This is a genomic window from Sulfitobacter sp. DSM 110093, assembly GCF_022788715.1.
Lineage (GTDB): Bacteria > Pseudomonadota > Alphaproteobacteria > Rhodobacterales > Rhodobacteraceae > Sulfitobacter.
On the sequence record NZ_CP085167.1, the window covers coordinates 1,533,970 to 1,555,140 of the forward strand.

Below are 21,171 nucleotides of genomic sequence, written 5' to 3' on the forward strand. Positions count from 1 at the left end.
AGGAAGATCGTATACCATGGTATGCCGAAGGTCGCGCTTAGGGGCCGGCCTCGGCAAAAAAGCTGCTGATACGGGCGCGGGCGTAGGCCCAGAGGGCAGGGGCGCCGATGGCGATCTTGCGGCCCACCTTCTCTTCGATCTGCGCCTCTGAGACGTTGTAGTCGGTCCAACTGCCGCCGCCTGAGGCGAGATTCTGCATGGGCGGCTGGAACCGATCGAGCGATTTGGCAAATCGAGCTGAGGGGCTTTCGGCGGCTTCAAACTCCTCCCAAATCCCGCGCAGGTCATCACGCAGATCGGGGGGTAGCAAGCCAAAGATGCGGTCGGCGGCGATTTGTTCCTGCGCTTCCATATCGGCGGCATCGTAGTCGCCAAAGATCGGATTGTCGCCCGCATCGATCTCTACAAGGTCGTGCAGGATCAGCATTTTGATGACGCGGTTGATGTCCACCTCAGGCCCGGCCTGATCGGCCAGCACCAGCGCGTAGAGAGCCAGGTGCCATGAGTGTTCGGCAGAATTCTCCGCCCGGCTTGCATCGCACAGAGTGGTGCCGCGCAGGATGGTCTTGAGCTTATCGGCCTCGTTCAGAAAGGCGATCTGCTGGTCGAGCCGTTCGGTCATGCCCCGGCCTTGCCGCGATGTTCGCGTAACTTGCGGGCGAGAAAGCCACGGGCCTTGTCGTTGGCCATCCGCGTGCGGATCGCCGTCAGAAAGGCTTCTTCGAGTGTTTGCGACGAGGCGCCAAGCACCTCGCCGACTTCCATAAACAGCCGTTCTTCACCGGTCTCGGCCTGCACGGCGAGACATTCCTCGGCAAGCTTGTTGGCCAGTTCAATAACGACTGCATCCGCCATCAGCGCGTGGATTCCGTCAGACGGCGTTTCACATAGTCGCTGGTCGAGGTGATCAACGTGTCCATATGCGGCTCTTCGAAGAAGTGACCTGCGCCTTCGACCTCCTGATGGGTGATCGTGATGCCCTTTTGCTCATGCAGCTTGCTGACCAGATTGGTCGTGTCCGCAGGCGGCGCCACGCGGTCGGCAGTGCCGTTGATGACCAGACCAGAGGCCGGGCAGGGCGCGAGGAACGAAAAGTCGTACATATTTGCGGGCGGCGAGACCGAGATGAAGCCGGTGATCTCGGGCCGGCGCATCAGCAGTTGCATGCCGATCCATGCGCCGAAGGAAAAACCAGCAACCCAGCAATGCTTGGAGTTGTTGTTCATCGACTGCAGGTAATCGAGCGCCGAGGCGGCATCCGACAATTCGCCAATGCCTTGGTCATATTCGCCTTGGCTGCGGCCTACGCCACGGAAGTTAAAGCGCAATACGGTGAAACCCATGTTGTAGAACGCATAGTGCAGGTTATAGACAACCTTGTGATTCATCGTCCCGCCAAACTGCGGGTGCGGATGCAGCACGATGGCAATCGGGGCGTCACGTTCTTTTTGGGGGTGGTAGCGGCCTTCAAGGCGGCCTTCGGGTCCGGGAAAAATAACCTCGGGCATGGGTGTCCCTGTCTGGGGGTTCAAAGATCGCTGCGAATAGTTGACGAATTCGCTATGCCACCTTAGAACGGTTCTAAATCTGGTTCCGCGCAGTGTCGCGTGGATCAGTCTTTGGACTTAGGCATTTAAGCCGCCCACGTCAATCAAATGGCACGGCGAGTGAGGGTAAGACGATGAAGCTATCTACCAAAGGGCGTTATGCCATGGTCGCTTTGGCCGATATTGCGTTGCAGCCCGAAGGGTCGCTTGTGTCGCTGGGTGACATTGCCGAACGGCAGTCAGTGTCTTTGCCCTATCTGGAACAATTGTTCGTCAAACTGCGGCGCGCCGAACTTGTGACCTCAGTGCGCGGCCCCGGCGGAGGATACCGTTTGGCGCGTTCGCCAGTTGATATTCGGGTGGTCGATGTTTTGGCCGCTGTGGATGAGACTGTGGACGCGATGCACAAAGGGGCAGGCGCCTCTGGTGGCTTGTCGGGAAGCCGTGCGCAATCACTGACCAACCGCCTCTGGCAAGGGTTGAGCGCGCATGTCTATGTTTTCCTGCATCAAACGCGTTTGTCAGATGTGGTTGAGAATGAATTGGCCCCATGCCCTGCGGTGCCGACCCTCTTTGCCGTGGTGGATGAGACGTGAGAGCCTATCTCGACCATAACGCAACCACGCCGCTGCGGGCAGAAGCACGTGTAGCAATGATCGCGGCGATGGACCTGCCCGGCAACCCGTCTTCGGTCCATGCCGAAGGCCGCGCGGCCAAAGCCATGGTCGAGCGTGCGCGCGCGCAGGTGGCGGGGTTGGTGGGCTGCGATCCGGTTGATGTGATCTTTACCTCTGGTGCCACCGAAGCGGCTGCACTGGCCGCCTCTTTGGGCGCGCGGGTGGTCACATCGGCAGTAGAACATGACGCGGTCCTGTCGTGGGGGCAGGCGGATCGACTGGGTGTCGATGCCAAGGGCATCTGGGACGGTGATCTCAGCATTGCCGAAGGGGCCGATGTGGTGGCCCTTCAGGCCGCCAATAGCGAGACGGGTGTGCTGCAACAGACCATGCCGCTGGCGCAACAATGTTGGGCGATGGAAAGCACGCCTTATGTGCTGGTTGATGCGGTGCAGGCGGTTGGGAAAACTTCGTTCAAAATGGCCACATCGGGCGCGGATTTCATCCTCGTCTCTGCCCATAAACTGGGCGGGCCGAAAGGCATAGGTGCGCTGATCGTCAAGCGGGGCATCGATGTGGCTGCGCAATTGCGCGGCGGTGGACAAGAGATGGGCCGCCGTTCGGGCACCGAGAATATCCCCGGCATCGCAGGCTTTGGCGCGGCAGCAGAAGCGGCTGCGGCAGATGTGGCTGCGGGTCGTTGGGAAGAGGTGGCACAGCTTCGTGATTTGCTGGAAGTGACCCTTGCGGACGCCTCAAAGTTGACTACTTCTGTAGGAAAAGACGCGCCGCGTCTGCCCAACACTTCCTGCATCATCTCGCCCGGCTGGAAAGGTGAGACGCAGGTCATGCAGATGGACCTTGCAGGTTTTGCCATCTCCGCAGGATCGGCCTGTTCCAGCGGCAAGGTACGCGCCAGTGCCGTATTGCGCGCCATGGGCTTTGATGAAACACAGGCCGCCAGCGCGATCCGGGTGTCGCTGGGCCTGCAAACCACCCGGGAAGATGTCTTGCGGTTCGCGACAAGCTGGACCGCAAAAATGAAAAAGCACGAAACGCGGGCCGCCTGAGCGCCGCCACGGAAAGGAACCGAAACCTTGGATAATATGACCCTCAAAGAGAATGACGGCGTCAAAGAAGGCGTTGACCAGGAAACCGTGGATGCCGTGCGCGAAGTCGGCGGCAAATACAAATACGGTTGGTCCACCGACATCGAAATGGAATACGCCCCAAAAGGGCTGACGCCAGACATCGTGCGGCTGATCTCGGAAAAGAACGAAGAGCCGGAGTGGATGACCGAATGGCGTCTGGCAGCTTATGATCGTTGGTTGACCAAGAAAGAACCCGATTGGGCGATGATCGACTACCCTGAGATCGATTTTCAGGACCAGTATTACTATGCTCGCCCCAAAAGCATGGCGGAAAAACCCAAGTCTTTGGATGACGTCGATCCCAAGCTCTTGGACACCTACAAGAAACTTGGCATCCCGCTGAAAGAGCAGATGATCTTGGCCGGTGTTGAAGGTGCTGAGGATGCGCCAGCAGAAGGCCGCAAGGTGGCCGTGGATGCGGTGTTCGATTCCGTTTCTGTCGGCACGACCTTTCAGGAAGAGCTGAAGAAGGCTGGCGTGATCTTTTGCTCGATCTCTGAGGCAATCCGCGAGCATCCTGAATTGGTGCGCAAGTACCTCGGATCGGTCGTGCCCGTGTCGGACAACTTCTATGCGACGCTGAACTCGGCGGTCTTTTCCGACGGCTCCTTCGTTTATGTCCCACCGGGCGTGCGCTGCCCGATGGAGCTCTCTACCTATTTCCGCATCAACGCCGAGAACACCGGTCAGTTCGAGCGGACTTTGATCATCGCGGACAAAGGCTCTTACGTGTCCTACCTTGAAGGGTGCACCGCACCGCAGCGTGACGAGAGCCAGCTGCACGCCGCTGTGGTTGAGATCATCATCGAAGAAGACGCCGAGGTGAAATATTCCACCGTTCAAAACTGGTACCCCGGTGACGAAGACGGCAAGGGCGGCATCTATAACTTCGTGACCAAACGTGCCGACTGTCGCGGCGACCGCGCCAAGGTGATGTGGACGCAGGTCGAAACCGGCTCCGCCGTGACCTGGAAATACCCCTCCTGCATCCTGCGCGGCGACGACAGCCAAGGCGAGTTCTATTCCATTGCCATCGCGAACAACATGCAGCAGGCCGATACCGGCACCAAGATGGTCCACCTCGGTAAACGCACCAAGTCGCGCATTGTGTCCAAGGGTATCTCTGCCGGTAAGGCACAGAACACCTATCGCGGTTTGGTGTCGATGCACCCTAAGGCCAAGGAATCGCGCAACTATACCCAGTGTGACAGCTTGCTGATCGGCTCTGAATGTGGGGCGCATACTGTGCCTTACATCGAGGTCAAGAATAACAGCAGCCGGGTGGAGCATGAGGCGACCACGTCTAAGGTAGATGACGATCAGATGTTCTACTGCCGCTCGCGCGGTATGGACGAAGAAGAGGCCGTGGCACTGGTGGTGAACGGTTTCTGCAAGGACGTTCTACAGGCGCTGCCGATGGAATTTGCCATGGAAGCCCAAGCGCTTGTGGCGATCTCGCTGGAAGGCTCTGTCGGCTGATCGGGCATGGCGTGTTGCGCAGCATTGAGGGCTAGTGTCCCGCAGCGCAGCGCGTCTACCGATGGCGGTGATAACTTAATACGCAGGGGTAAGCCCCTGTTGGAAAACAGAATATTGATATTGCGGCGCGAGCGCGCGCCAGAAGGAGACCGAAATGCTGAGCATCAAAAACCTGCACGTGAAACTGGAAGAAGAGGACAAGCAAATCCTCAAAGGCGTCGACTTGGAAGTCGAAGCCGGTAAGGTGCATGCGATCATGGGGCCGAACGGCTCGGGCAAATCGACACTGAGCTATGTGCTTTCCGGCAAAGACGGCTATGAGGTGACCGACGGTTCCGCAACGCTGGAAGGCAATGATCTGCTTGATCTGGAGCCAGAAGAGCGTGCCGCGGCTGGCCTGTTTTTGGCCTTTCAATATCCGGTCGAAATTCCCGGTGTTGGCAACATGACCTTCCTACGGACTGCCGTAAACGCACAGCGTAAAGCGCGTGGCGAAGAGGAAATGTCGGCGGCTGACTTCCTTAAGGAAATCCGCGCGAAGGCGAAGGATCTGAAAATCGACGCCGATATGCTGAAACGCCCCGTGAACATGGGCTTCTCGGGCGGCGAGAAAAAGCGCAACGAAATTCTTCAGATGGCGATGCTCGCGCCCAAGATGTGCATCTTGGACGAAACCGACTCCGGGCTTGACGTTGACGCGATGAAGCTGGTCGCCGAAGGCGTCAACGCACTGCGTACCGAAGGCCGTGGTTTTCTTGTGATCACGCACTATCAGCGTCTTCTGGACCACATCAAACCCGATGTCGTGCACATCATGTCCGATGGCCGCATCATCAAGACCGGTGGCCCTGAGCTTGCGCTTGAAGTCGAAAACAACGGTTACGCCGACATCCTCGCCGAGGTGGCGTAATGGCCGAAGCAAAACTCCAAGAAACCCCGACCGAGGCGATGATCGCATCCCTCGATATGCCGCAGGGTGGCTGGGCGCAGGCGGCGCGTGAAGACGCGCTGGCGCGTGTGCGCACAATGGGCTTGCCACAACGCCGTGATGAGTATTGGAAGTTCACACGCCCCGATACGCTGACACAAGCCGAACCTGTTCCGGCTGCGATCTTTGATCACGGTGATGCGCCGCTGTTCGATGATACCGAGCGTTTGCGTATTGTTTTTGTGGATGGGGTCTTCGACGCCGAAGCCTCCGACGATCTGTCGCTCGAAGGTGTCAGCATTGAACGGCTCGCGGCGGCGAACAGTGATCTGCATTGGGCGCGTGACCTCTATGGGACGCTGGAAAAGAACGGCCAGACCCCAGTCGCACGCCCACTTGCAGCACTGAACACGGCCTACGCCAGTGATGGTGTTTTGATCCATGTGACAGGCACGCCAAGCAAGCCGATCAATCTGGTTTATCACCATAAGTCAGAAACTTCTGATGCGATGTTACACCACGTGGTAAAGCTCGACAAAGGGGCCGAAGTGACCCTGTTGGAGAACGGACCCGCAGCGGCACGTTTCAACACCGTTTTGGAAGTCGAAGTCGCCGATACCGCGCGCTTCCACCATGTGCGCGCACAAGGGCGTGACCACGAACGGCGCGCTGCGACGCATCTCTTCACCCGTCTCGGCACCGAGTCCTTGTTCAAAAGCTTTACCGTCACCGTTAACGGCGCGATGACGCGCAATGAATGCGTGATCGAATTGACGGGCGATGATGCGTCGGCGCATGTGGCAGGCGCCTGTGTTGGTGATGGCGATTTTCACCATGACGACACGGTCTTCATCACCCATGACGCGGTGAATTGCGAAAGCCGTCAGGTCTATAAAAAGGTGCTGCGCAACGGGGCGACGGGCGTGTTTCAAGGCAAGATCCTTGTTAAAGAAGGCGCGCAGAAAACGGATGGTTATCAGATCAGCCAATCGCTGCTGCTGGATGGTGACAGCCAGTTCCTTGCCAAGCCTGAGCTTGAGATCTACGCCGATGATGTCGCCTGTTCGCACGGCTCGACCTCGGGCGCGATCGACGAAGAGGCGTTGTTTTACCTCCGCGCGCGCGGTGTGTCTCATGCCGAAGCGACCGATCTTTTGACGCTCGCCTTCCTTGCCGAAGCGGTTGAGGAAATCGAAGCCGAAGGCCTGCGCGAAGAGATCAATGGGCGTCTCAGCTCTTGGTTGGAGCGTCGTAGCAGCTGATGGCTGTTACCAGCGATATCGTTGCGACCTATCGCGGCCCCGGCACAGTGATGTCGGGGCTGCTTGCGCAGGGCCGTAACGAGGTGCGCGTGTTGATGTTCGCGCTGATGGCGGGGCTGCTGATCTTCGTGGCACTGTCGCCTTATCAAGCGCGGGCGGCGCATCTTGATCCTGAAGGGCCGCTTTCGGTTCGGCAGTATTGGAGCGCGTTTTTCTGGATATTTTTGATGCCGCTGTTGCTTTATGCATTTGCGGCAATGGTTTGGGTGATCAGCCGTGTCGCGGGTCAACAGCTCACAGGTTACGCGGTGCGGCTGACCTTGGTCTGGTCGCTGCTGGCCTCTGCGCCAATCCTGTTGCTGCTGGGCCTTGCGCTTGGTTTCATCGGGCCGGGGGTCCAAGCGCAGATCGTGGGCGCGGTTTGGTTGGCTGTGTTCTTTTGGTTCTGGGTCTCGGGCCTGCTTGCGGCACAGCGGGGCTAGGATGAACAGTGCAGCCTTGATCCCACTTGTGCAAACCACCCTGCGCAACCCACGCGCAGCGGCGGGTCTGATCGCGGCCCTCCAACTTAGCCGAGAGGTCATCTGGACAGCATTGGCCTTGGTTGCGGCGCTCAATGCGCTGGTGATCTCGGCCATGTTCGCCATTGCGCCGCCTGCCATTGCTCTGCCCAGTTACTTTCAATCACCACTTGTCCTCTTCGCGCTGTTGGGAGGGCTGATGGTGCTCTATGTCCATGCATTGTCGTGGGTTGGGCGCGCGATGGGCGGGCAGGGTACGATTGAACCCCTCTTGGCCGCTGTGGTTTGGCTACAGGCGCTGCGGCTTTGTGCGCAGTTGGGGATTTTGCTGCTAACGGTCGCCCTGCCGCCGTTGGCTTTGCTGGCCTCTTTTGTGGTCACATTCTGGGGCCTTTGGATCTTGCTTAATTTCGTCGCCGAGCTGCTGCAGTTGCCGGGGCTTTTTCATGCGGCCGCTGTGCTGGCAGGTGCCGCGCTTGGGGTTCTGTTGGGCCTCGGCCTCTTGCTGTCTTTGATCGGGCTCACCGCCCAAGGAGTTTAAGTCATGTTCGACGTTGAAGCCGTCCGGGCGCAGTTTCCGATCCTTTCACGTCAGGTGAACGGCAAGCCGCTGGTCTATCTGGATAATGGTGCTTCCGCGCAGAAACCACAGGTGGTGATCGACGCGATCACGCAGGCCTATGCGCAGGAATACTCTAATGTTCACCGTGGCTTACATTATCTTTCTAATCTAGCCACAGACAAGTATGAGGGGGTGCGCGGTACGGTTGCTCGTTTCCTAAATGCTGGGTCTGAGGATGAGATTGTATTGAATACCGGCGCTACGATGGGGATTAACACCGTTGCCTATGGATGGGCCATGCCGCGCATGCAGGCCGGTGATGAGATCGTTCTGTCGGTGATGGAACACCACGCCAACATCGTGCCTTGGCATTTTCTGCGTGAACGGCAAGGCGTCGTGCTGAAATGGGTCGATGTGGATGCCACTGGTGCATTGGACCCGCAGGCAGTGATTGATGCCATCGGCGCAAAGACCAAATTGGTTGCAATATCTCATCTTTCCAATGTTTTAGGAACCAAAGTTGATGTAAAGGCGATCACCGCCGCAGCGCATGAAAAGGGTGTTCCGGTGCTGGTTGACGGCTCGCAAGCGGCCGTTCACATGCCGGTCGATGTTCAAGACCTCGGTTGTGATTTCTACGCGGTAACTGGCCATAAGCTTTATGGCCCTTCCGGCTCCGGTGCGATTTACATCAAATCCGAGCGTATGGCTGAAATGCGTCCCTTCATCGGCGGCGGTGACATGATCCGCGAAGTTACCAAGGACACGATCAGCTATAATGATCCGCCAATGATGTTCGAAGCAGGCACGCCCGGCATTGTTGCAACCATTGGTTTGGGTGTGGCGCTTGATTTCATGATGGATCACGGGATGGAGAATATCGCCGCCCATGAGGATAATTTGCGCGACTATGCGGTCTCGCGTCTTGGCGGTTTGAATTGGCTTAACTTGCAAGGTACCACGCCGGATAAAGCTGCGATCTTTAGCTTCACACTCGACGGGGCGGCCCATGCCCATGACATCTCAACGGTGTTGGACAAGAAGGGTGTGGCCGTGCGGGCAGGGCACCATTGCGCGGCACCTTTAATGACACATCTCGGCGTCTCGGCCACCTGTCGCGCGTCGTTTGGCATGTACAACACCCGCGCTGAGGTGGACACGCTGGTCGAAGCGCTTGAACTGGCGCATGATCTTTTCGCCTGACCTGATTTTCGCTTCCCCTGAACCCTGATTTCCCATTGCAGGGGCGGCCCGCTCTGGCTATACCGCCCCTTAGTGGACCCTTAGCTCAGCTGGATAGAGCGCTGCCCTCCGAAGGCAGAGGCCAGAGGTTCGAATCCTCTAGGGTCCGCCATTAGTCACAATCATATTTAGGCTGGTTTCGCAGGAACTGGGAATTTGGTCCCAAGCCCGTTAACGTGACTGTGCCGGTCAGATACTTCTTGTTTTGTCCAGTAGGCGTAATTCGCAATAGCGCTGTGTGGGCCTTGCAGGCCTTGCGCAACTGCCGTCAGCTTGGAGACACCTTATGAGGCTAGCATCCCGTTTCACCGCTGCGCTCATCGTTGGCTTTGCCCGTGCCGTGACGGCCGTTCGCGGAGTTTGGGACGGTATCGAGCCGGTGCAGGGACAGCGTATCTATTTTGCCAATCACAACAGCCATGGGGATTTTGTGTTGGTTTGGACCGTCCTTCCACCTGATTTGCGCCTTCGTGCCCGTCCTGTGGCGGGGGCCGATTACTGGCTGACATCAAAGCTGAAATCATTCATCGGCAAGGATGTTTTCAATGCCGTCCTGATCGACCGTAATCCAGAGACGCGCACCGACGACCCGATGACACAGATGAGCGCCGCGCTTAAAGGCGGTGATAGTCTGATCCTATTTCCTGAAGGTACGCGCAACACCGGGCAGTCTCCGCTGCTGCCGTTTAAATCCGGTTTATTTCACCTTGCCACGGCAAACCCCGAAATCGACATGGTTCCGGTTTGGATCGAAAACCTAAATCGTGTCATGCCCAAGGGGGCTTTGGTGCCAATTCCGTTGATTTGCACCGTCAACTTTGGCGCAGCTATGCGGCTGGAAGCTGGTGAGGATAAGGCGAGTTTCCTCGCGCGCGCTGAAAGCGCCCTCGTCGCATTAAATCCTGAAGGAAATAGCTGATATGAACGGACATTTCATCATTCTGCTCGGCCTTGTGCTGACCGTCCTACTGATAGCGACGGGGGCGGCTCAACTCCTGAAACGACGGGCTGGAGCGGATAACCTAACAATCCAGAACCTCACGGCTCGGATCAACGCGTGGTGGGTAATGGTTGCCACTATGGCGATTGCATTCCTCGCTGGCACGGCGGGGGTAGTTATCCTGTTTGCCATCTGCTCGTTCGCAGCACTGCGGGAATTTCTCACGCTGACCAACACCGCCGCGGCGGATCATTGGGCGCTGGCCGCTGCCGTTTTCATCGTGCTTCCGTTGCAATATCTATCTGTTGGCATGGGCTGGTATGGGTTCTATTCGATCTTCATTCCAGTTTATGCGTTTTTGTTGATGCCAATTTTATCGACGTTACGCGGGCAGTCTGGAAACTTCCTGATCCGGGTATCCGAAGCGCAATGGGCCCTGATGATCGCGGTTTTCTGCGTCAGCCATGTACCCGCGCTGCTAAGCTTGGATATTCCCGGCTATGAGGGAAAAAACCTGTTTCTGATTTTCTTCTTGATCGTCGTTGTGCAGTCTTCAGACGTTTTGCAATATGTCTGGGGTAAACTAATGGGCCGTCGCAAGATCGCGCCAACCCTGTCGCCTTCCAAGACATTAGAAGGGCTGGTTGGCGGTGTCATCAGCGCAAGTCTAATGGGTGCTGCTCTGTTTTGGATCACACCGTTTTCCGTTCTGCAGGCATTTGCGCTGTCGCTGGTCATAACATTGATGGGTTTCTTCGGCGGGCTGGTCATGTCCGCGATCAAGCGTGACCGTGGGGTTAAGGATTGGGGCCACCTTATCGCCGGGCATGGCGGCTTCATTGATCGGTTGGATTCGGTGATCTTTTCCGCGCCAATCTTCTTTCATATTGTTCGGTTTTACTGGGATCTGCATTGAATATTCAGCGTCTGATCGGCTCGACACCGCTGCATGTGGCGGTCGGTTTCTTGGCGATGGGCGGTAGGGCCGTTTTTGCCAACGCAGGGCACGGTATACGCGCCATGCTTGTCGCGGGGCTTGTTCAGGGTCTGATTTCGGGCGCGCTGACATTCGGACTGAAGAACTCTGTCGACTGGATGCGTCCGCGCCTCTCGCGCGGACTTGGATACTGGGTGCCCCCCTTAGTCGCAATTTGCGGTTCGGCCCTATTGCTGGTTGTGACCCATTGGTTAAGCGGTACGCCGGAAATAGCGATGACAATCGCCGTGCCGCTTGGCGTGTCATTAAGCTATATCTTTACGTACAACATCCTGCGCCAGATCCGGGAAAACCCAAAGATCAGCACGAAAGAAGCCCATGATTAACCTTAAAAACCGCCGCCCCCTAAGCAGCCGTGATACGAAATGGGCCGCAGGCTGTGCCGCTTGGCTTGCAAACAAGGGGGTGACGCCCAACGCTATATCCCAAGCCAGCATGGGGACTGCACTTGTGGCAGGTGTCGCGTTCGCAGCCAGTGGTCATGTGGGCAGTGTTTACGGTGCCGGCGCATTTTTGATCCTTGGTGCGTTTTTCTGCCAGTTACGGCTGCTGTGTAACCTGTTTGATGGAATGGTCGCGGTCGAAGCGGGGAAAAGCGCGCCTGACGGGCCGCTTTGGAACGAATTTCCTGATCGCGTTTCAGACTTGCTGATCTTCACAGGGGTAGGTTTGGGCGTCGGAAACCTTTCGCTGGGGCTGGCGGCAGGCGCGATGTCAGTGTTGACGGCTTATACCCGCGAGTTGGGTGCCGGAATTGGCCTTGCACCTGACTTTAGAGGACCAATGGCGAAACCGCAGCGCATGGCATTGGTGACGGGCGCCGCGATAATGGCAGTATTCGAACCACTGTTCACAGCGGCAGGTGCGGTCCTGACTTGGGCGCTGTGGATCGCTGCAATTGGTGCTGCACTGACCGCCATACGGCGTGCCGCGCGTATTCGAACGGACCTGTTGAAACGAGGGTAAAGCGAATGGGCTAGCGGGTATTCCAGCGGATCGAAACGTTGGTAACGTAAGCTTATCACGTTGTTAGCTGCAATATTCGTCATGAGTTGCAGGGTCCCAGATTAGTTCAAGGAACTTCTGTTCTGCCAATGAGAGATGCCGTTCCTTGTGGCGCAATACGTGAAACTGGCGCTGCGGTAGCCTGAAATTCACCGAAATCAGCCGGTTTGCTTTGATTGCACGGCCAACGACGAGGGTCGACAAGATCGCAGCGCCTGCACCCGCTTCTACCGCGACACAAAGAGCCTCGTTCGATGGCAGTTCAAACGCAATCTCTATGTCTTCGGTGCATAGGCCTTGGTCGAGAAGGGCCTTCTCGCAGGCCGACCGGGTGCCGGAACCTGCCTCTCGCATCACCCATGGACTGGCCTTAAGGTCTTCAGGTGCAGAAGGCGGGCGGCACTGCCAATCGTGCCCCGGGGCCACGACGAGCGCCAGTTGATCACCGGGCAAGCTTTGGCTGGTCAGCGCCGCTTCGGTGATCTCTCCCTCGACGAATCCGAGGTCGACGGTAGCGTCATGGACCATCTGCGCAACGAGGGTGGAGTTACCAACGGCAAGTTCAAGTGAGATGCCCGGATGATGCTCTCGAAAACGCTGCATCAAAGGCGGTAACCAGTAGTTTGCAATTGTCTGGCTGGCGCCCAAGCGCAGCGTGCCGCGTTTCATCCCGGCCAGATCACCTAGCAGACGTTTTGCCTGTTCAGCGCGTGCCACAACGGCCCGTGCCTCGCTTAGAAACAACCTTCCTGAGTCGGTCAGCACAACACGCCTTCCAACCCGGTCAAACAGGCGAACGGCGTGGCGTTCCTCCAACGCGGCAACTGCGGCGCTGGTCGCACTCTGGGTCAGGTTGAGATACGCCGCCGCCTGAGTGACATGCTCACGTTCGGCCACAGCGATAAAGATTCTAAGTTGTTCAAGCGTCATGTCAGTAGAAGAACCAGACCAAGGCTGAAAAAGGAAATGAAAATCCAAGCCCCAGCCCCCAACAGCGCGGGCCTGATGCCTGCGGCCACCAGTTTGCGCATGTCGGTCTCTAGCCCCATCGCCGCGAGGGCCATGGCGAGCAAAAATTGCGTGATGCCGGTGGTGTAGGGCGTTGTGACCTCAGGAACCCAGCCCGTGCTGGCCAGCCCGACCATGGCGACGAACCCGAACACGAACCACGGCAAGGGGGCTGCCGCGCGGTTCGCCACGCCACCAGTTTGACGTAGTTTGCGGGCGGCAAAAAAGCCAAGGCCCAGCACGACAGGTGCCAGCATCATAACACGTGTCAGCTTGGCAATTGTGCCGAATTCCCCGGCTTCCTGCCCGCGTACATAAGCGGCAGCGACAACCTGTGCCACCTCGTGGATCGACGCTCCGGTCCACAGGCCGTAGGCCTGCGGGCCCATGTCAAACAGACCTGCAATCACGGGCATCAGCATCATCGAGAGGGACCCAAAGATCGTCACGCAGGCAACGGCATATGCCACGTCCTCATCACGGCCACGGGTCACGGTATTGGTGGCAATCACAGCAGAGGCACCGCAAATCGAACTGCCGCAGGCGATCAACTGCGTCAGTTTTGCATTCACTTTCAACACCCGCCCTAGCCAAGTGGTAAAGGCGAATGTGGCCAGTAGCGTCGCAACAATCAGCGCCACACCGACGCCGCCCACGGCGATGACTTGCTGAACCGTAAGTTGCAGGCCAAGCAACACGATCCCGGCGCGTAAGATGCGTTTGAGGCTAAACGACACACCAGCCTTTGCAATTGCTGGGGTTCCGATCAGGTTGTGAAACGCCATGCCGATCAGGATGGCCAAAATGAGCGGGCTGAGCGTACCAATGCCGGGCAAGTGGCGCAGGCCAAATGCAAGTGCTGCGATCAGCGCTGCGAGGAAAAGGCCAGGGAACACACTGGGCGCTTTCGTCCTTTGCTGCGGCCTCAGCCCAACGCCACCTTCTTGGATGCCGAAATATGTCATCTGAAATCCCCTCGCGATTAGTTCGGGGGTATCTCTAAGTCTGCCATAGATATTATAAAAACTGTTTGTTTGAGTGGGATTGATCGATTTTGGTGAATGGTCGGAGGGAGGCGACAATCAATCGGAAGCCCAGTTAAATCCGAACGGCTGTTTCTTCTTTCGCAGTGCGGATCACCATCATCGTGAAAAATCTGGCGACATTGGTTTGATCGCGGAACAATCTATCGCAAAGCGCGTCAAATTCTTCCATGTCAGTCAGGTTTAGCATCAAAACGACGTCGGTTTCGCCTGTGACAGCATAGGCTTGGGATACGGCGTCCTCGGTCACTGCGAGGTCCAGAAAGCGGCGCATGTGCTGCTCGCCATGAAGTTTGAGTTCGACAGTGACCATCGCCTTCAGACCTCGTCCCGTTTTCGCAGGGTTCAGAATCGCGACAGTGCGATCGATGATCCCGGTCTTGTGGAGCCGTCGGACCCGCCGGAGACAGCTAGAGGGAGATAAGCCGACCTCTTCTGCCACGCTGACGTTCGACCGTGATGCATCACGCTGCAACAGGTTCAAAATCTTTCTGTCGAGTTGATCCATGCGTCCACCTCTTGCTCAGCCCAAGTTTGCAATAAAATTGCACAATAATGCAATATTTGACCACACATGCGTTAGGGGACGCAGTATAAGGGCCGGGATAATGTTATAGGACTTCTTCGATGCCAATCCTCCGCGCCGCCTACGTTAAGACTCTGGAAGCACTGGAAATATACTGGGTGCTGCTACGGGTTATGGTTCCGATCACACTCATCACGGAGGTGCTGTCCCGCATGGGGGTGATTGAAGCGATCGCCCCTGCATTTGCGCCAGTGATGAGCCTAGTCGGGCTGCCGCCTGAGCTTGGCTTGGCATGGCTGAGCGGGATGTTGGTCGGCATTTGGGGGGCTGTCCCTCTGCTCTTTGTTCTTGTCCCGATGGACAGCTTGAGCGTGGCGGACGTGACGGTTTTCTCGGCTCTGATTCTTTTTGCGCACGCTTTGCCAATCGAGCAGAAAATCATTCAGCAGGCGGGGCCTCGAATGCTAACAACCACGGCTCTGCGCATTTTCGGCGGGCTGCTTTATGCATTTTTGTTGCACAATTTTCTGGTTGTCACGGGGTGGCTTTCTGACCCGGTGAACCCTGCATGGATTCCCATGAACGCGGCGCCCGATTGGACCGGGTTTTTAATCGGTCTTCTTGAGGCGATGGTTACCATGTTCTTCATCCTCCTCGCGCTAACTTGGGGCCTTGAGATTCTCAAGGTCACTGGCATTCTAAAGCTCGTTATGAAAGCGCTCGCGCCTCTTTTGCAGTTGGCCGGGATACGCGGCGAGGCAGGACATTTGACGGCGGTCGGTCTCTTCTTGGGGATCTCCTATGGTGGAGGTCTCCTCATTCGGGAAGCACGGTCAGGTGTGGTCTCGCCGCGTCAGATTTTCATCTCATGTGTGTTCATGGGTTTTGCACATAGCGTCATCGAAGATACCCTGATCGTGGTCGCCATTGGCGCGGACCTTGGTGCTGTGCTTGGGGGGCGGGTCGTTTTCGCGGTTGTTGCGACTGCTGCAATTGCCGGGCTCCTTCGCGTCATCTCGGACGAAGCGTTTTCGAAATGGGCATTCAGAACGCAAGGCGCGCATGCGACTGTCAAACAAGGCGTGTCTTGATGGTTGTCATGAAAGCTGAAAACGGGACGTTTTGGGGCAACACAGTTTATAGAAATGCTTCATGTCGGCGCCCCTTAGGGGGGATTGGATCAATTACTCCTCCCTCGTGTGCCGCTATTTGAGGTTGCGGGGGGATCAGATCACCATCATGCGTTCGTGAGATGCATTTCTGAAAAATTAGACCGCAATAGTTGTCAAGTTAACCGCCAATAATCCAGTCATGATTATATGTCGTTCCTATAAACTCAATCCAGATTCAGCCATATTTATATATCAGAGCAATCTGATACCTAGTGTTCAACACGGAAACACATGCATTAGGACGGATAAGATGAAGGCAATCGGCTACAGCGTTATAGGCGCGGCAGAGGTTTTGGAAGAACTCGAGATCGACCGCCCCGTACCCGGACCGCGTGATCTTTTGGTTGAGGTAAAGGGCATCTCAGTCAATCCAGTCGACGTAAAGCTGCGCGCACTCGCTGCGCCCGAGGCGGGGGCGAAAGTCTTGGGCTTTGACGCGGCCGGGGTCGTGGTCGAAGTGGGCAGCGACGTCATAGATTTTAAAGTTGGTGATGAAGTCTTTTACGCGGGCGATGTGACCCGTGCGGGCACCAATGCCGCGTTCCATGCTGTTGATGAACGGATCGTGGGACATAAGCCAGAGACGTTGGATTTCGTCCAAGCCGCTGGTTTGCCGCTCACTGCAATCACGGCTTGGGAAATGTTGTTCGACGCCTTCCGCCTGACCGAAGGGGCTGGGAAGGGGCAATCGATCTTGGTGATTGGCGGGGCAGGCGGTGTGGGGTCGATCCTCATCCAACTTGCCAAGGCCCTGACTGGGTTGACCGTTGTGGCCACGGCCTCGCGGTCTGAGACCCAAGATTGGGTGCGTAAAATGGGCGCAGACCATGTGGTAGATCACCGAGGCGATCTGGTGGCGCAGCTGGCGGAACTGGACCTCACGCCGACCTATGTGGCAGCACTGACCGCGACTGACATGCATTGGCCCGCCATTGTTGACCTCATCGCGCCGCGCGGCCAGATCGCGCTGATTGATGACCCCGATGTGTTGGACATCAAAACTGCAAAACCCAAAGCGCTGAGCATTCACTGGGAATTTATGTTCAGCAGGGCGATGTTCCAGACCGCTGACATGACCGCGCAGCGCGATCTGTTGAACCGTGTGTCGCAGATGATCGATGCAGGTACGTTGCAGTCCACCGTCACCGAACACGCCGGGACGATCACAGTTGAGAACCTTCGGGCCGCACATCTGCGTCAGGAAAGCGGGCGTGTGATTGGCAAGCAGGTTTTGGGCGGCTGGTGATAGAGATGTCATTCTAACCACACTCGCCCCTCAAACTTAGCAGCGCAGATATTCTAGTAAGGAAAGATACATGACCAAGACCATCCTCATCACCGGCGCGACCGACGGTATCGGCCTGTTGACCGCAAAGCAGTTGGCCGAGCAGGGGCATACTGTCTTGCTTCATGGTCGCAGCGCCGAGAAACTGACCAACGCGGCGGCAGAGGTTGGGGGCAGCCCCAAGACCTACCGCGCTGATCTGTCCCGGTTGGAGGAGGTCGAAGGTTTGGCTAAAGCGCTTCGCGACGATCACGGACAGATCGACGTGGTGATCAATAACGCCGGTGTATTCAAACTTCCAAACCCGCGGACCGAAGCAGGGTTGGACGCACGTTTTGTGGTTAACACATTGGCGCCCTATCTGCTGGTACAACGGTTGCTGCCGCTGCTTCCGAAGGAGGGCAGGGTGGTAAACCTCTCTTCGGCGGCGCAGGCTCCGGTAGATGTGACTGCACTGCGGGGGGACGGGGCATTGGAAGATATGGCAGCCTATGCACAAAGCAAACTTGCGATCACCATCTGGACGCAGGAAATGGCCCGCTTGCGTCAAGATGGCCCGGTATTCATTGCTGTGAACCCGGGATCCTTGCTGGCATCGAAAATGGTAAAGGAAGGGTTCGGCGTGGCTGGAAATGACCTGAGCATCGGGGCGGATATCCTCTGCCGCGCGGCCCTGTCAGACGAGTTTGCCGATGCCTCTGGCGCGTATTTCGATAATGATATGGGTGATTTCGGGCAGCCTCATAGTGCTGCGCGTGATATGCCTCATGTCAAAGAGGTTATGGCGGCGATCCACGCGCTTGTCGGAGAATCCCCTAAGGGCTAGCTGCTCGGGGCATTAACTTGCCCCAGCGAAATAGCTCCAGACTTTAGATAACACCCAACCCCAGAAGGCGATGGCAAAGATCAGCCCGACGCCGATCCACCAGCCAGAGGCTAGGTTGTCGCTTTTTGGCAGTTGCCCCGTCAGCGTTTCAAGTCGAATGGCCGTCCGCCTACGCGTGCGTTCAGCGTCCTTTGAGTTCTCGTTCGGCGGATCATCAAGTGGTGTTAAAGGTGAAGGCATGGTGTTCGGAGGCGCGCCGCGGGCGTCTTGCTGTTTGCTTGCAATACGCTCTTCGTCATCGGTCATGCCGCTGTCTTTCATCAGGCTTGATGTTTGGTCGGGATTCGGGCGATCCACACCCACGGTACATGACAGAGATTACCTAAGAAGAACAGTGTCCTAAAGTAAGGCGGAATTAGGGCTTATATTCCCGAAATGCGGGAAAGTTTACCGTAAAATCGTGAAAAAAGACCCCATGCAGCGGTGCTGACGGGGTCATATGTGTCTTACGTTAGGGCGCGTTTCCCTTACCGACGGCGACGCCCTCCGGTGCGGCCCGCGCGGCCTCGGCCCTCTTGTCCTGCCTTGGGGGCTACCTTGTTAAACTCGATCCACGCGCTGCCGTGCGGGTCTCGGTCAAAAAGGAAATTGGCGGCGCGGATGGCCTCCATTTCTTTGCCCGGGCGTGGCTTGGTGGAGCCAAGGTTGAAGAGGGTGAGGAACGTCTCATCGTCCATCTCTTCGGGCAGGATGATACCGGCGGCGGCCATCTCGGCGCGTTTTTCGGCAATCTTGACGGCGTTGAGCGGCACCGCGACTGGGTTCATGATCGCGCTGGTCATGCCCGCGCCCATCGCCATCGGCAGGAAAGCGTTGTTGATCCCGTGGCGGTTGGGCAGGCCGAAAGAGATGTTGGAGGCACCGCAGGTGGTGTTCACGCCCAGTTCCTCGCGCAGGCGGCGCACGAGGGTAAAGACCTGATGGCCCGCCGTTGCCATCGCGCCGATTGGCATGACCAGCGGATCGACGACGATGTCATGCGCCGGAATGCCAAAATCGGCGGCGCGTTCGACGATCTTTTTCGCCACAGCAAAGCGCACATCCGGGTCTTCGGAAATGCCGGTGTCATCGTTTGAGATCGCCACCACCGGCACGTTGTATTTCTTGACCAGCGGCAGCACGAGTTCGAGCCGCTCTTCCTCGCCAGTGACGGAGTTTAGCAGCGGGCGGCCCTCGCAGGCTTCCAGCCCCGCCTCAAGCGCGCCGGGCACGGAGCTGTCGATACAGATCGGTGCGTCGACGGCGTTCTGCACGACCTTGATCAGTTCCGGCATCAGCATCGGCTCGACGAAGTTATTGTCGGCATAGCGCGGGTCTTCGGCCATCTTGTTCGAGAAAACCGCGCCTGAGTTCACATCCAAAACCGTGGCCCCGGCGGCGACCTGCGCGATGGCATCGGCCTCTACCCGCGAAAAATCGCCTTGCTCAAGCTCTTGGCTGAGGATCTTGCGGCCCGTGGGGTTGATCCGCTCTCCGATCACGCAAAACGGCTCGTCAAAGCCGATGACGGCGGTCTTGGTCTTGGATTCGATGACGGTTCTGGTCATGTAACTTCCTTTAGGCTGCGTCGGCGGGCACGCCAGAGGCGCCGCCATTCTCTTGGACCCATGTGGCGCTGGTCTTGATCCCGCCCAGCGGGAACAGATGCACATGGGTGATATTAAAATCCGGGTGTGCTGCCTTGTAGGCGGCCAATTCACTGATCACATCTGCGGGCTCATAGGGCAACAGCAGCTTGGTGACATCCATCGCACGCTTTTGCAGCACCTTGAGCGAGGGGCCGACACCGCAGGCAATGGCGAATTTGATCAGCGTTTGCAGTTTCGCAGGGCCCGCGATGCCGATGTGAATAGGCAGGGTGATGCCAGCGGCTTTCAGACTGTCGGCCCATTCGATGATCGGCTGCGCCTCAAAGGCGAACTGCGTGGCGATTGCCATTTCTGCATCGGTGCGGGTCTGGAAATCGTTCTTCCACTTCAGCGCCGCATCGACGTTTAGGCGGCCCCCGTCGGCATCGATATCACGGTTGCCTTCGGGGTGGCCAGCGACATGCAACCGGGTGAAACCCGCCTTGTCGAAAAGCCCCGTCTCCATCAGCTGCATGCTGTCAGTAAAGTCGCCCACGGGCGCGGTGACACCGCCCGCCAGCAGCAGCGCTTGGCGCACGTTGGCCTCGCCCTGATAGCGGGCGATCCAGTCGGCCAGCGTGGCGCGATCCTTAATGATGCGGGCCGGGAAATGCGGCATGACCTTGAAGCCATCGGCGTTCAGCCGCGCGGCGGTAGCGACCATATCCTCGATCGGGGTGCCGTCGATATGGGCGATATAGACACGGGTGCCCTCTGGCAGCAGGGCGCGGAAATCTTCGACCTTATCGGCGGTGCGGGGCATCACCTCGATCGAATAATCTTTCAATAGCGCCTCAACTTCGGCCACCGGCGCCTGTGAGGCGGCGGTTTCTTTCTTGCGGAAGTTCAAAAGTGCCATGAGCGTGTCCTTGATCATAGGGCTGGCAGGCTATGCCCAGCCATCGTTGTTAATCAGTTGCTTGATCCGGTCGCGGTCGTACTCCGCGTCGATCCGGGCGGCTTCGGCATCGGCGATGGCATCGGGATCGCCCTCAACCTTAAAGGGCTCCGCCTTGCGCCATTCCGCCAGATAAGCGTCGGTATCCTCGGCGCCAATCTTCATTGCCGCGCGGTCAATCGCCTGTTCAAAGCGTTCGGGCAGCGGGCGTTTCGACCCACGGCGGCCTTTGCCGACGATGACCTGAGCCGGAATATCGCGCCAATAAACGATTGTGACTGCGGGCATGGGACGATTCCTCCGGTCCGGTTTAAGCCTGTCTAACGAGCGTCGCGGTCAGGACAGGGCCGTTTTTCGACGAAACACGACCCATCCGCGACTTGGGGCGGTGATAGCGCATCGGGCGGGCCATCACGAGGGCTCTGCGCCCCCATTATTCTCAAGATGATTGTGAGCCGGGGCCAAAGAATACGC

General features: G+C 57.6%; 25 protein-coding genes and 1 tRNA gene. 16 read left to right on the forward strand and 10 right to left on the reverse strand.

Translation table 11 applies throughout. The annotated features are described in order from the left end of the window. Positions 1-37: 37 nt before the first annotated feature. Genes DSM110093_RS07400 through DSM110093_RS07410 form a run of 3 tightly spaced genes read right to left on the reverse strand, consistent with a single transcriptional unit; the run spans position 38 to position 1,508 of the window. The gene (locus DSM110093_RS07400; RefSeq protein ID WP_243267450.1) at positions 38-622 is read right to left on the reverse strand and encodes an HD domain-containing protein; all 585 of its coding nucleotides are present in this window, start codon (positions 620-622) and stop codon (positions 38-40) included. Continuing rightward, positions 619-855, reverse strand: a complete 237-nt coding sequence (locus DSM110093_RS07405) for a hypothetical protein (protein WP_093926310.1) — start codon at positions 853-855, stop codon at positions 619-621. Before DSM110093_RS07405 ends, DSM110093_RS07400 begins: the two co-directional genes overlap by 4 nt. Further along, the gene (locus DSM110093_RS07410; RefSeq protein WP_093926309.1) at positions 855-1,508 is read right to left on the reverse strand and encodes an alpha/beta hydrolase; all 654 of its coding nucleotides are present in this window, start codon (positions 1,506-1,508) and stop codon (positions 855-857) included. The genes DSM110093_RS07405 and DSM110093_RS07410 overlap by 1 nt, the downstream gene beginning before the upstream one ends. Before the next feature lie 173 nt (positions 1,509-1,681). On the opposite strand from DSM110093_RS07410, the gene DSM110093_RS07415 reads away from it, so the two are divergent. The 13 genes from DSM110093_RS07415 to DSM110093_RS07475 all read left to right on the forward strand — a co-directional run bounded on the left by DSM110093_RS07415 (position 1,682) and on the right by DSM110093_RS07475 (position 12,212). After that, entirely contained in the window at positions 1,682-2,143 is a 462-nt protein-coding gene (locus tag DSM110093_RS07415) for an Rrf2 family transcriptional regulator (protein ID WP_093926308.1), read from the forward strand. 56 nt (positions 2,144-2,199) lie between these two features. Beyond that, positions 2,200-3,234, forward strand: a complete 1,035-nt coding sequence (locus DSM110093_RS07420; RefSeq protein WP_243267687.1) for an aminotransferase class V-fold PLP-dependent enzyme — start codon at positions 2,200-2,202, stop codon at positions 3,232-3,234. A gap of 36 nt (positions 3,235-3,270) precedes the next feature. Continuing rightward, entirely contained in the window at positions 3,271-4,794 is a 1,524-nt protein-coding gene (gene sufB / locus DSM110093_RS07425; RefSeq protein WP_243267688.1) for a Fe-S cluster assembly protein SufB, read from the forward strand. A gap of 154 nt (positions 4,795-4,948) precedes the next feature. Beyond that, positions 4,949-5,704, forward strand: a complete 756-nt coding sequence (gene sufC / locus DSM110093_RS07430) for a Fe-S cluster assembly ATPase SufC (protein WP_243267451.1) — start codon at positions 4,949-4,951, stop codon at positions 5,702-5,704. Beyond that, positions 5,704-6,984: a Fe-S cluster assembly protein SufD gene (sufD, locus tag DSM110093_RS07435; RefSeq protein ID WP_243267452.1), complete on the forward strand. Its 1,281-nt coding sequence runs from the start codon at positions 5,704-5,706 to the stop codon at positions 6,982-6,984. The genes sufC and sufD overlap by 1 nt, the downstream gene beginning before the upstream one ends. Further along, positions 6,984-7,466: a YIP1 family protein gene (locus tag DSM110093_RS07440; RefSeq protein ID WP_243267453.1), complete on the forward strand. Its 483-nt coding sequence runs from the start codon at positions 6,984-6,986 to the stop codon at positions 7,464-7,466. Before sufD ends, DSM110093_RS07440 begins: the two co-directional genes overlap by 1 nt. 1 nt (position 7,467) lies before the next feature. Then, complete coding sequence (locus DSM110093_RS07445) at positions 7,468-8,046, forward strand: YIP1 family protein (protein WP_243267454.1); 579 nt, start codon at positions 7,468-7,470, stop codon at positions 8,044-8,046. A 3-nt stretch (positions 8,047-8,049) separates the two neighbouring features. After that, entirely contained in the window at positions 8,050-9,270 is a 1,221-nt protein-coding gene (locus tag DSM110093_RS07450; protein WP_243267455.1) for a cysteine desulfurase, read from the forward strand. A gap of 74 nt (positions 9,271-9,344) precedes the next feature. Next, positions 9,345-9,421: transfer RNA gene (locus DSM110093_RS07455), tRNA-Arg, on the forward strand. A 174-nt stretch (positions 9,422-9,595) separates the two neighbouring features. Continuing rightward, positions 9,596-10,228, forward strand: coding sequence for a lysophospholipid acyltransferase family protein (locus tag DSM110093_RS07460; RefSeq protein WP_243267456.1), 633 nt, complete (start codon positions 9,596-9,598; stop codon positions 10,226-10,228). 1 nt (position 10,229) lies between these two features. Continuing rightward, a complete protein-coding gene (locus DSM110093_RS07465; protein ID WP_243267458.1) occupies positions 10,230-11,165 on the forward strand; it encodes a phosphatidate cytidylyltransferase in 936 nt (311 codons plus the stop codon). Beyond that, the gene (locus DSM110093_RS07470) at positions 11,162-11,572 is read left to right on the forward strand and encodes a hypothetical protein (RefSeq protein ID WP_243267460.1); all 411 of its coding nucleotides are present in this window, start codon (positions 11,162-11,164) and stop codon (positions 11,570-11,572) included. Before DSM110093_RS07465 ends, DSM110093_RS07470 begins: the two co-directional genes overlap by 4 nt. After that, positions 11,565-12,212, forward strand: coding sequence for a CDP-alcohol phosphatidyltransferase family protein (locus tag DSM110093_RS07475; protein ID WP_243267462.1), 648 nt, complete (start codon positions 11,565-11,567; stop codon positions 12,210-12,212). Before DSM110093_RS07470 ends, DSM110093_RS07475 begins: the two co-directional genes overlap by 8 nt. A 63-nt stretch (positions 12,213-12,275) precedes the next feature. Here the strand turns inward: DSM110093_RS07475 and DSM110093_RS07480 are convergent, their stop codons facing one another. The 3 genes from DSM110093_RS07480 to DSM110093_RS07490 all read right to left on the reverse strand — a co-directional run bounded on the left by DSM110093_RS07480 (position 12,276) and on the right by DSM110093_RS07490 (position 14,810). After that, positions 12,276-13,181 carry a LysR substrate-binding domain-containing protein gene (locus tag DSM110093_RS07480; protein WP_243267463.1) on the reverse strand — a complete coding sequence of 302 codons (906 nt, stop codon included), beginning with the start codon at positions 13,179-13,181 and terminating at the stop codon, positions 12,276-12,278. After that, positions 13,178-14,155, reverse strand: coding sequence for a YeiH family protein (locus tag DSM110093_RS07485; RefSeq protein WP_347568638.1), 978 nt, complete (start codon positions 14,153-14,155; stop codon positions 13,178-13,180). Before DSM110093_RS07485 ends, DSM110093_RS07480 begins: the two co-directional genes overlap by 4 nt. Positions 14,156-14,357: 202 nt before the next feature. Then, positions 14,358-14,810, reverse strand: a complete 453-nt coding sequence (locus DSM110093_RS07490) for an Lrp/AsnC family transcriptional regulator (protein WP_243267465.1) — start codon at positions 14,808-14,810, stop codon at positions 14,358-14,360. A 119-nt stretch (positions 14,811-14,929) separates the two neighbouring features. Between DSM110093_RS07490 and DSM110093_RS07495 the strand changes: the two genes are divergently transcribed. The 3 genes from DSM110093_RS07495 to DSM110093_RS07505 all read left to right on the forward strand — a co-directional run bounded on the left by DSM110093_RS07495 (position 14,930) and on the right by DSM110093_RS07505 (position 18,111). Further along, positions 14,930-15,919, forward strand: a complete 990-nt coding sequence (locus tag DSM110093_RS07495) for a nucleoside recognition domain-containing protein (RefSeq protein WP_243267466.1) — start codon at positions 14,930-14,932, stop codon at positions 15,917-15,919. A gap of 331 nt (positions 15,920-16,250) precedes the next feature. Beyond that, positions 16,251-17,246: a zinc-binding alcohol dehydrogenase family protein gene (locus DSM110093_RS07500; RefSeq protein ID WP_243267467.1), complete on the forward strand. Its 996-nt coding sequence runs from the start codon at positions 16,251-16,253 to the stop codon at positions 17,244-17,246. 70 nt (positions 17,247-17,316) lie between these two features. Further along, entirely contained in the window at positions 17,317-18,111 is a 795-nt protein-coding gene (locus DSM110093_RS07505; RefSeq protein WP_243267468.1) for an SDR family NAD(P)-dependent oxidoreductase, read from the forward strand. Between the two features lie 12 nt (positions 18,112-18,123). On the opposite strand, the gene DSM110093_RS07510 is transcribed toward DSM110093_RS07505, so the two are convergent. From DSM110093_RS07510 to DSM110093_RS07525, 4 genes are all read right to left on the reverse strand, one after another. Beyond that, entirely contained in the window at positions 18,124-18,417 is a 294-nt protein-coding gene (locus DSM110093_RS07510) for a hypothetical protein (protein ID WP_243267470.1), read from the reverse strand. Between the two features lie 221 nt (positions 18,418-18,638). Further along, positions 18,639-19,718 carry a methyltetrahydrofolate cobalamin methyltransferase gene (locus tag DSM110093_RS07515; protein ID WP_093926292.1) on the reverse strand — a complete coding sequence of 360 codons (1,080 nt, stop codon included), beginning with the start codon at positions 19,716-19,718 and terminating at the stop codon, positions 18,639-18,641. Positions 19,719-19,728: 10 nt separating this feature from the next. Continuing rightward, positions 19,729-20,658 carry a methylenetetrahydrofolate reductase gene (locus tag DSM110093_RS07520; protein WP_243267472.1) on the reverse strand — a complete coding sequence of 310 codons (930 nt, stop codon included), beginning with the start codon at positions 20,656-20,658 and terminating at the stop codon, positions 19,729-19,731. Between the two features lie 30 nt (positions 20,659-20,688). Further along, the gene (locus DSM110093_RS07525; protein WP_243267473.1) at positions 20,689-20,985 is read right to left on the reverse strand and encodes a virulence factor; all 297 of its coding nucleotides are present in this window, start codon (positions 20,983-20,985) and stop codon (positions 20,689-20,691) included. Between the last annotated feature and the right edge of the window lie 186 nt (positions 20,986-21,171).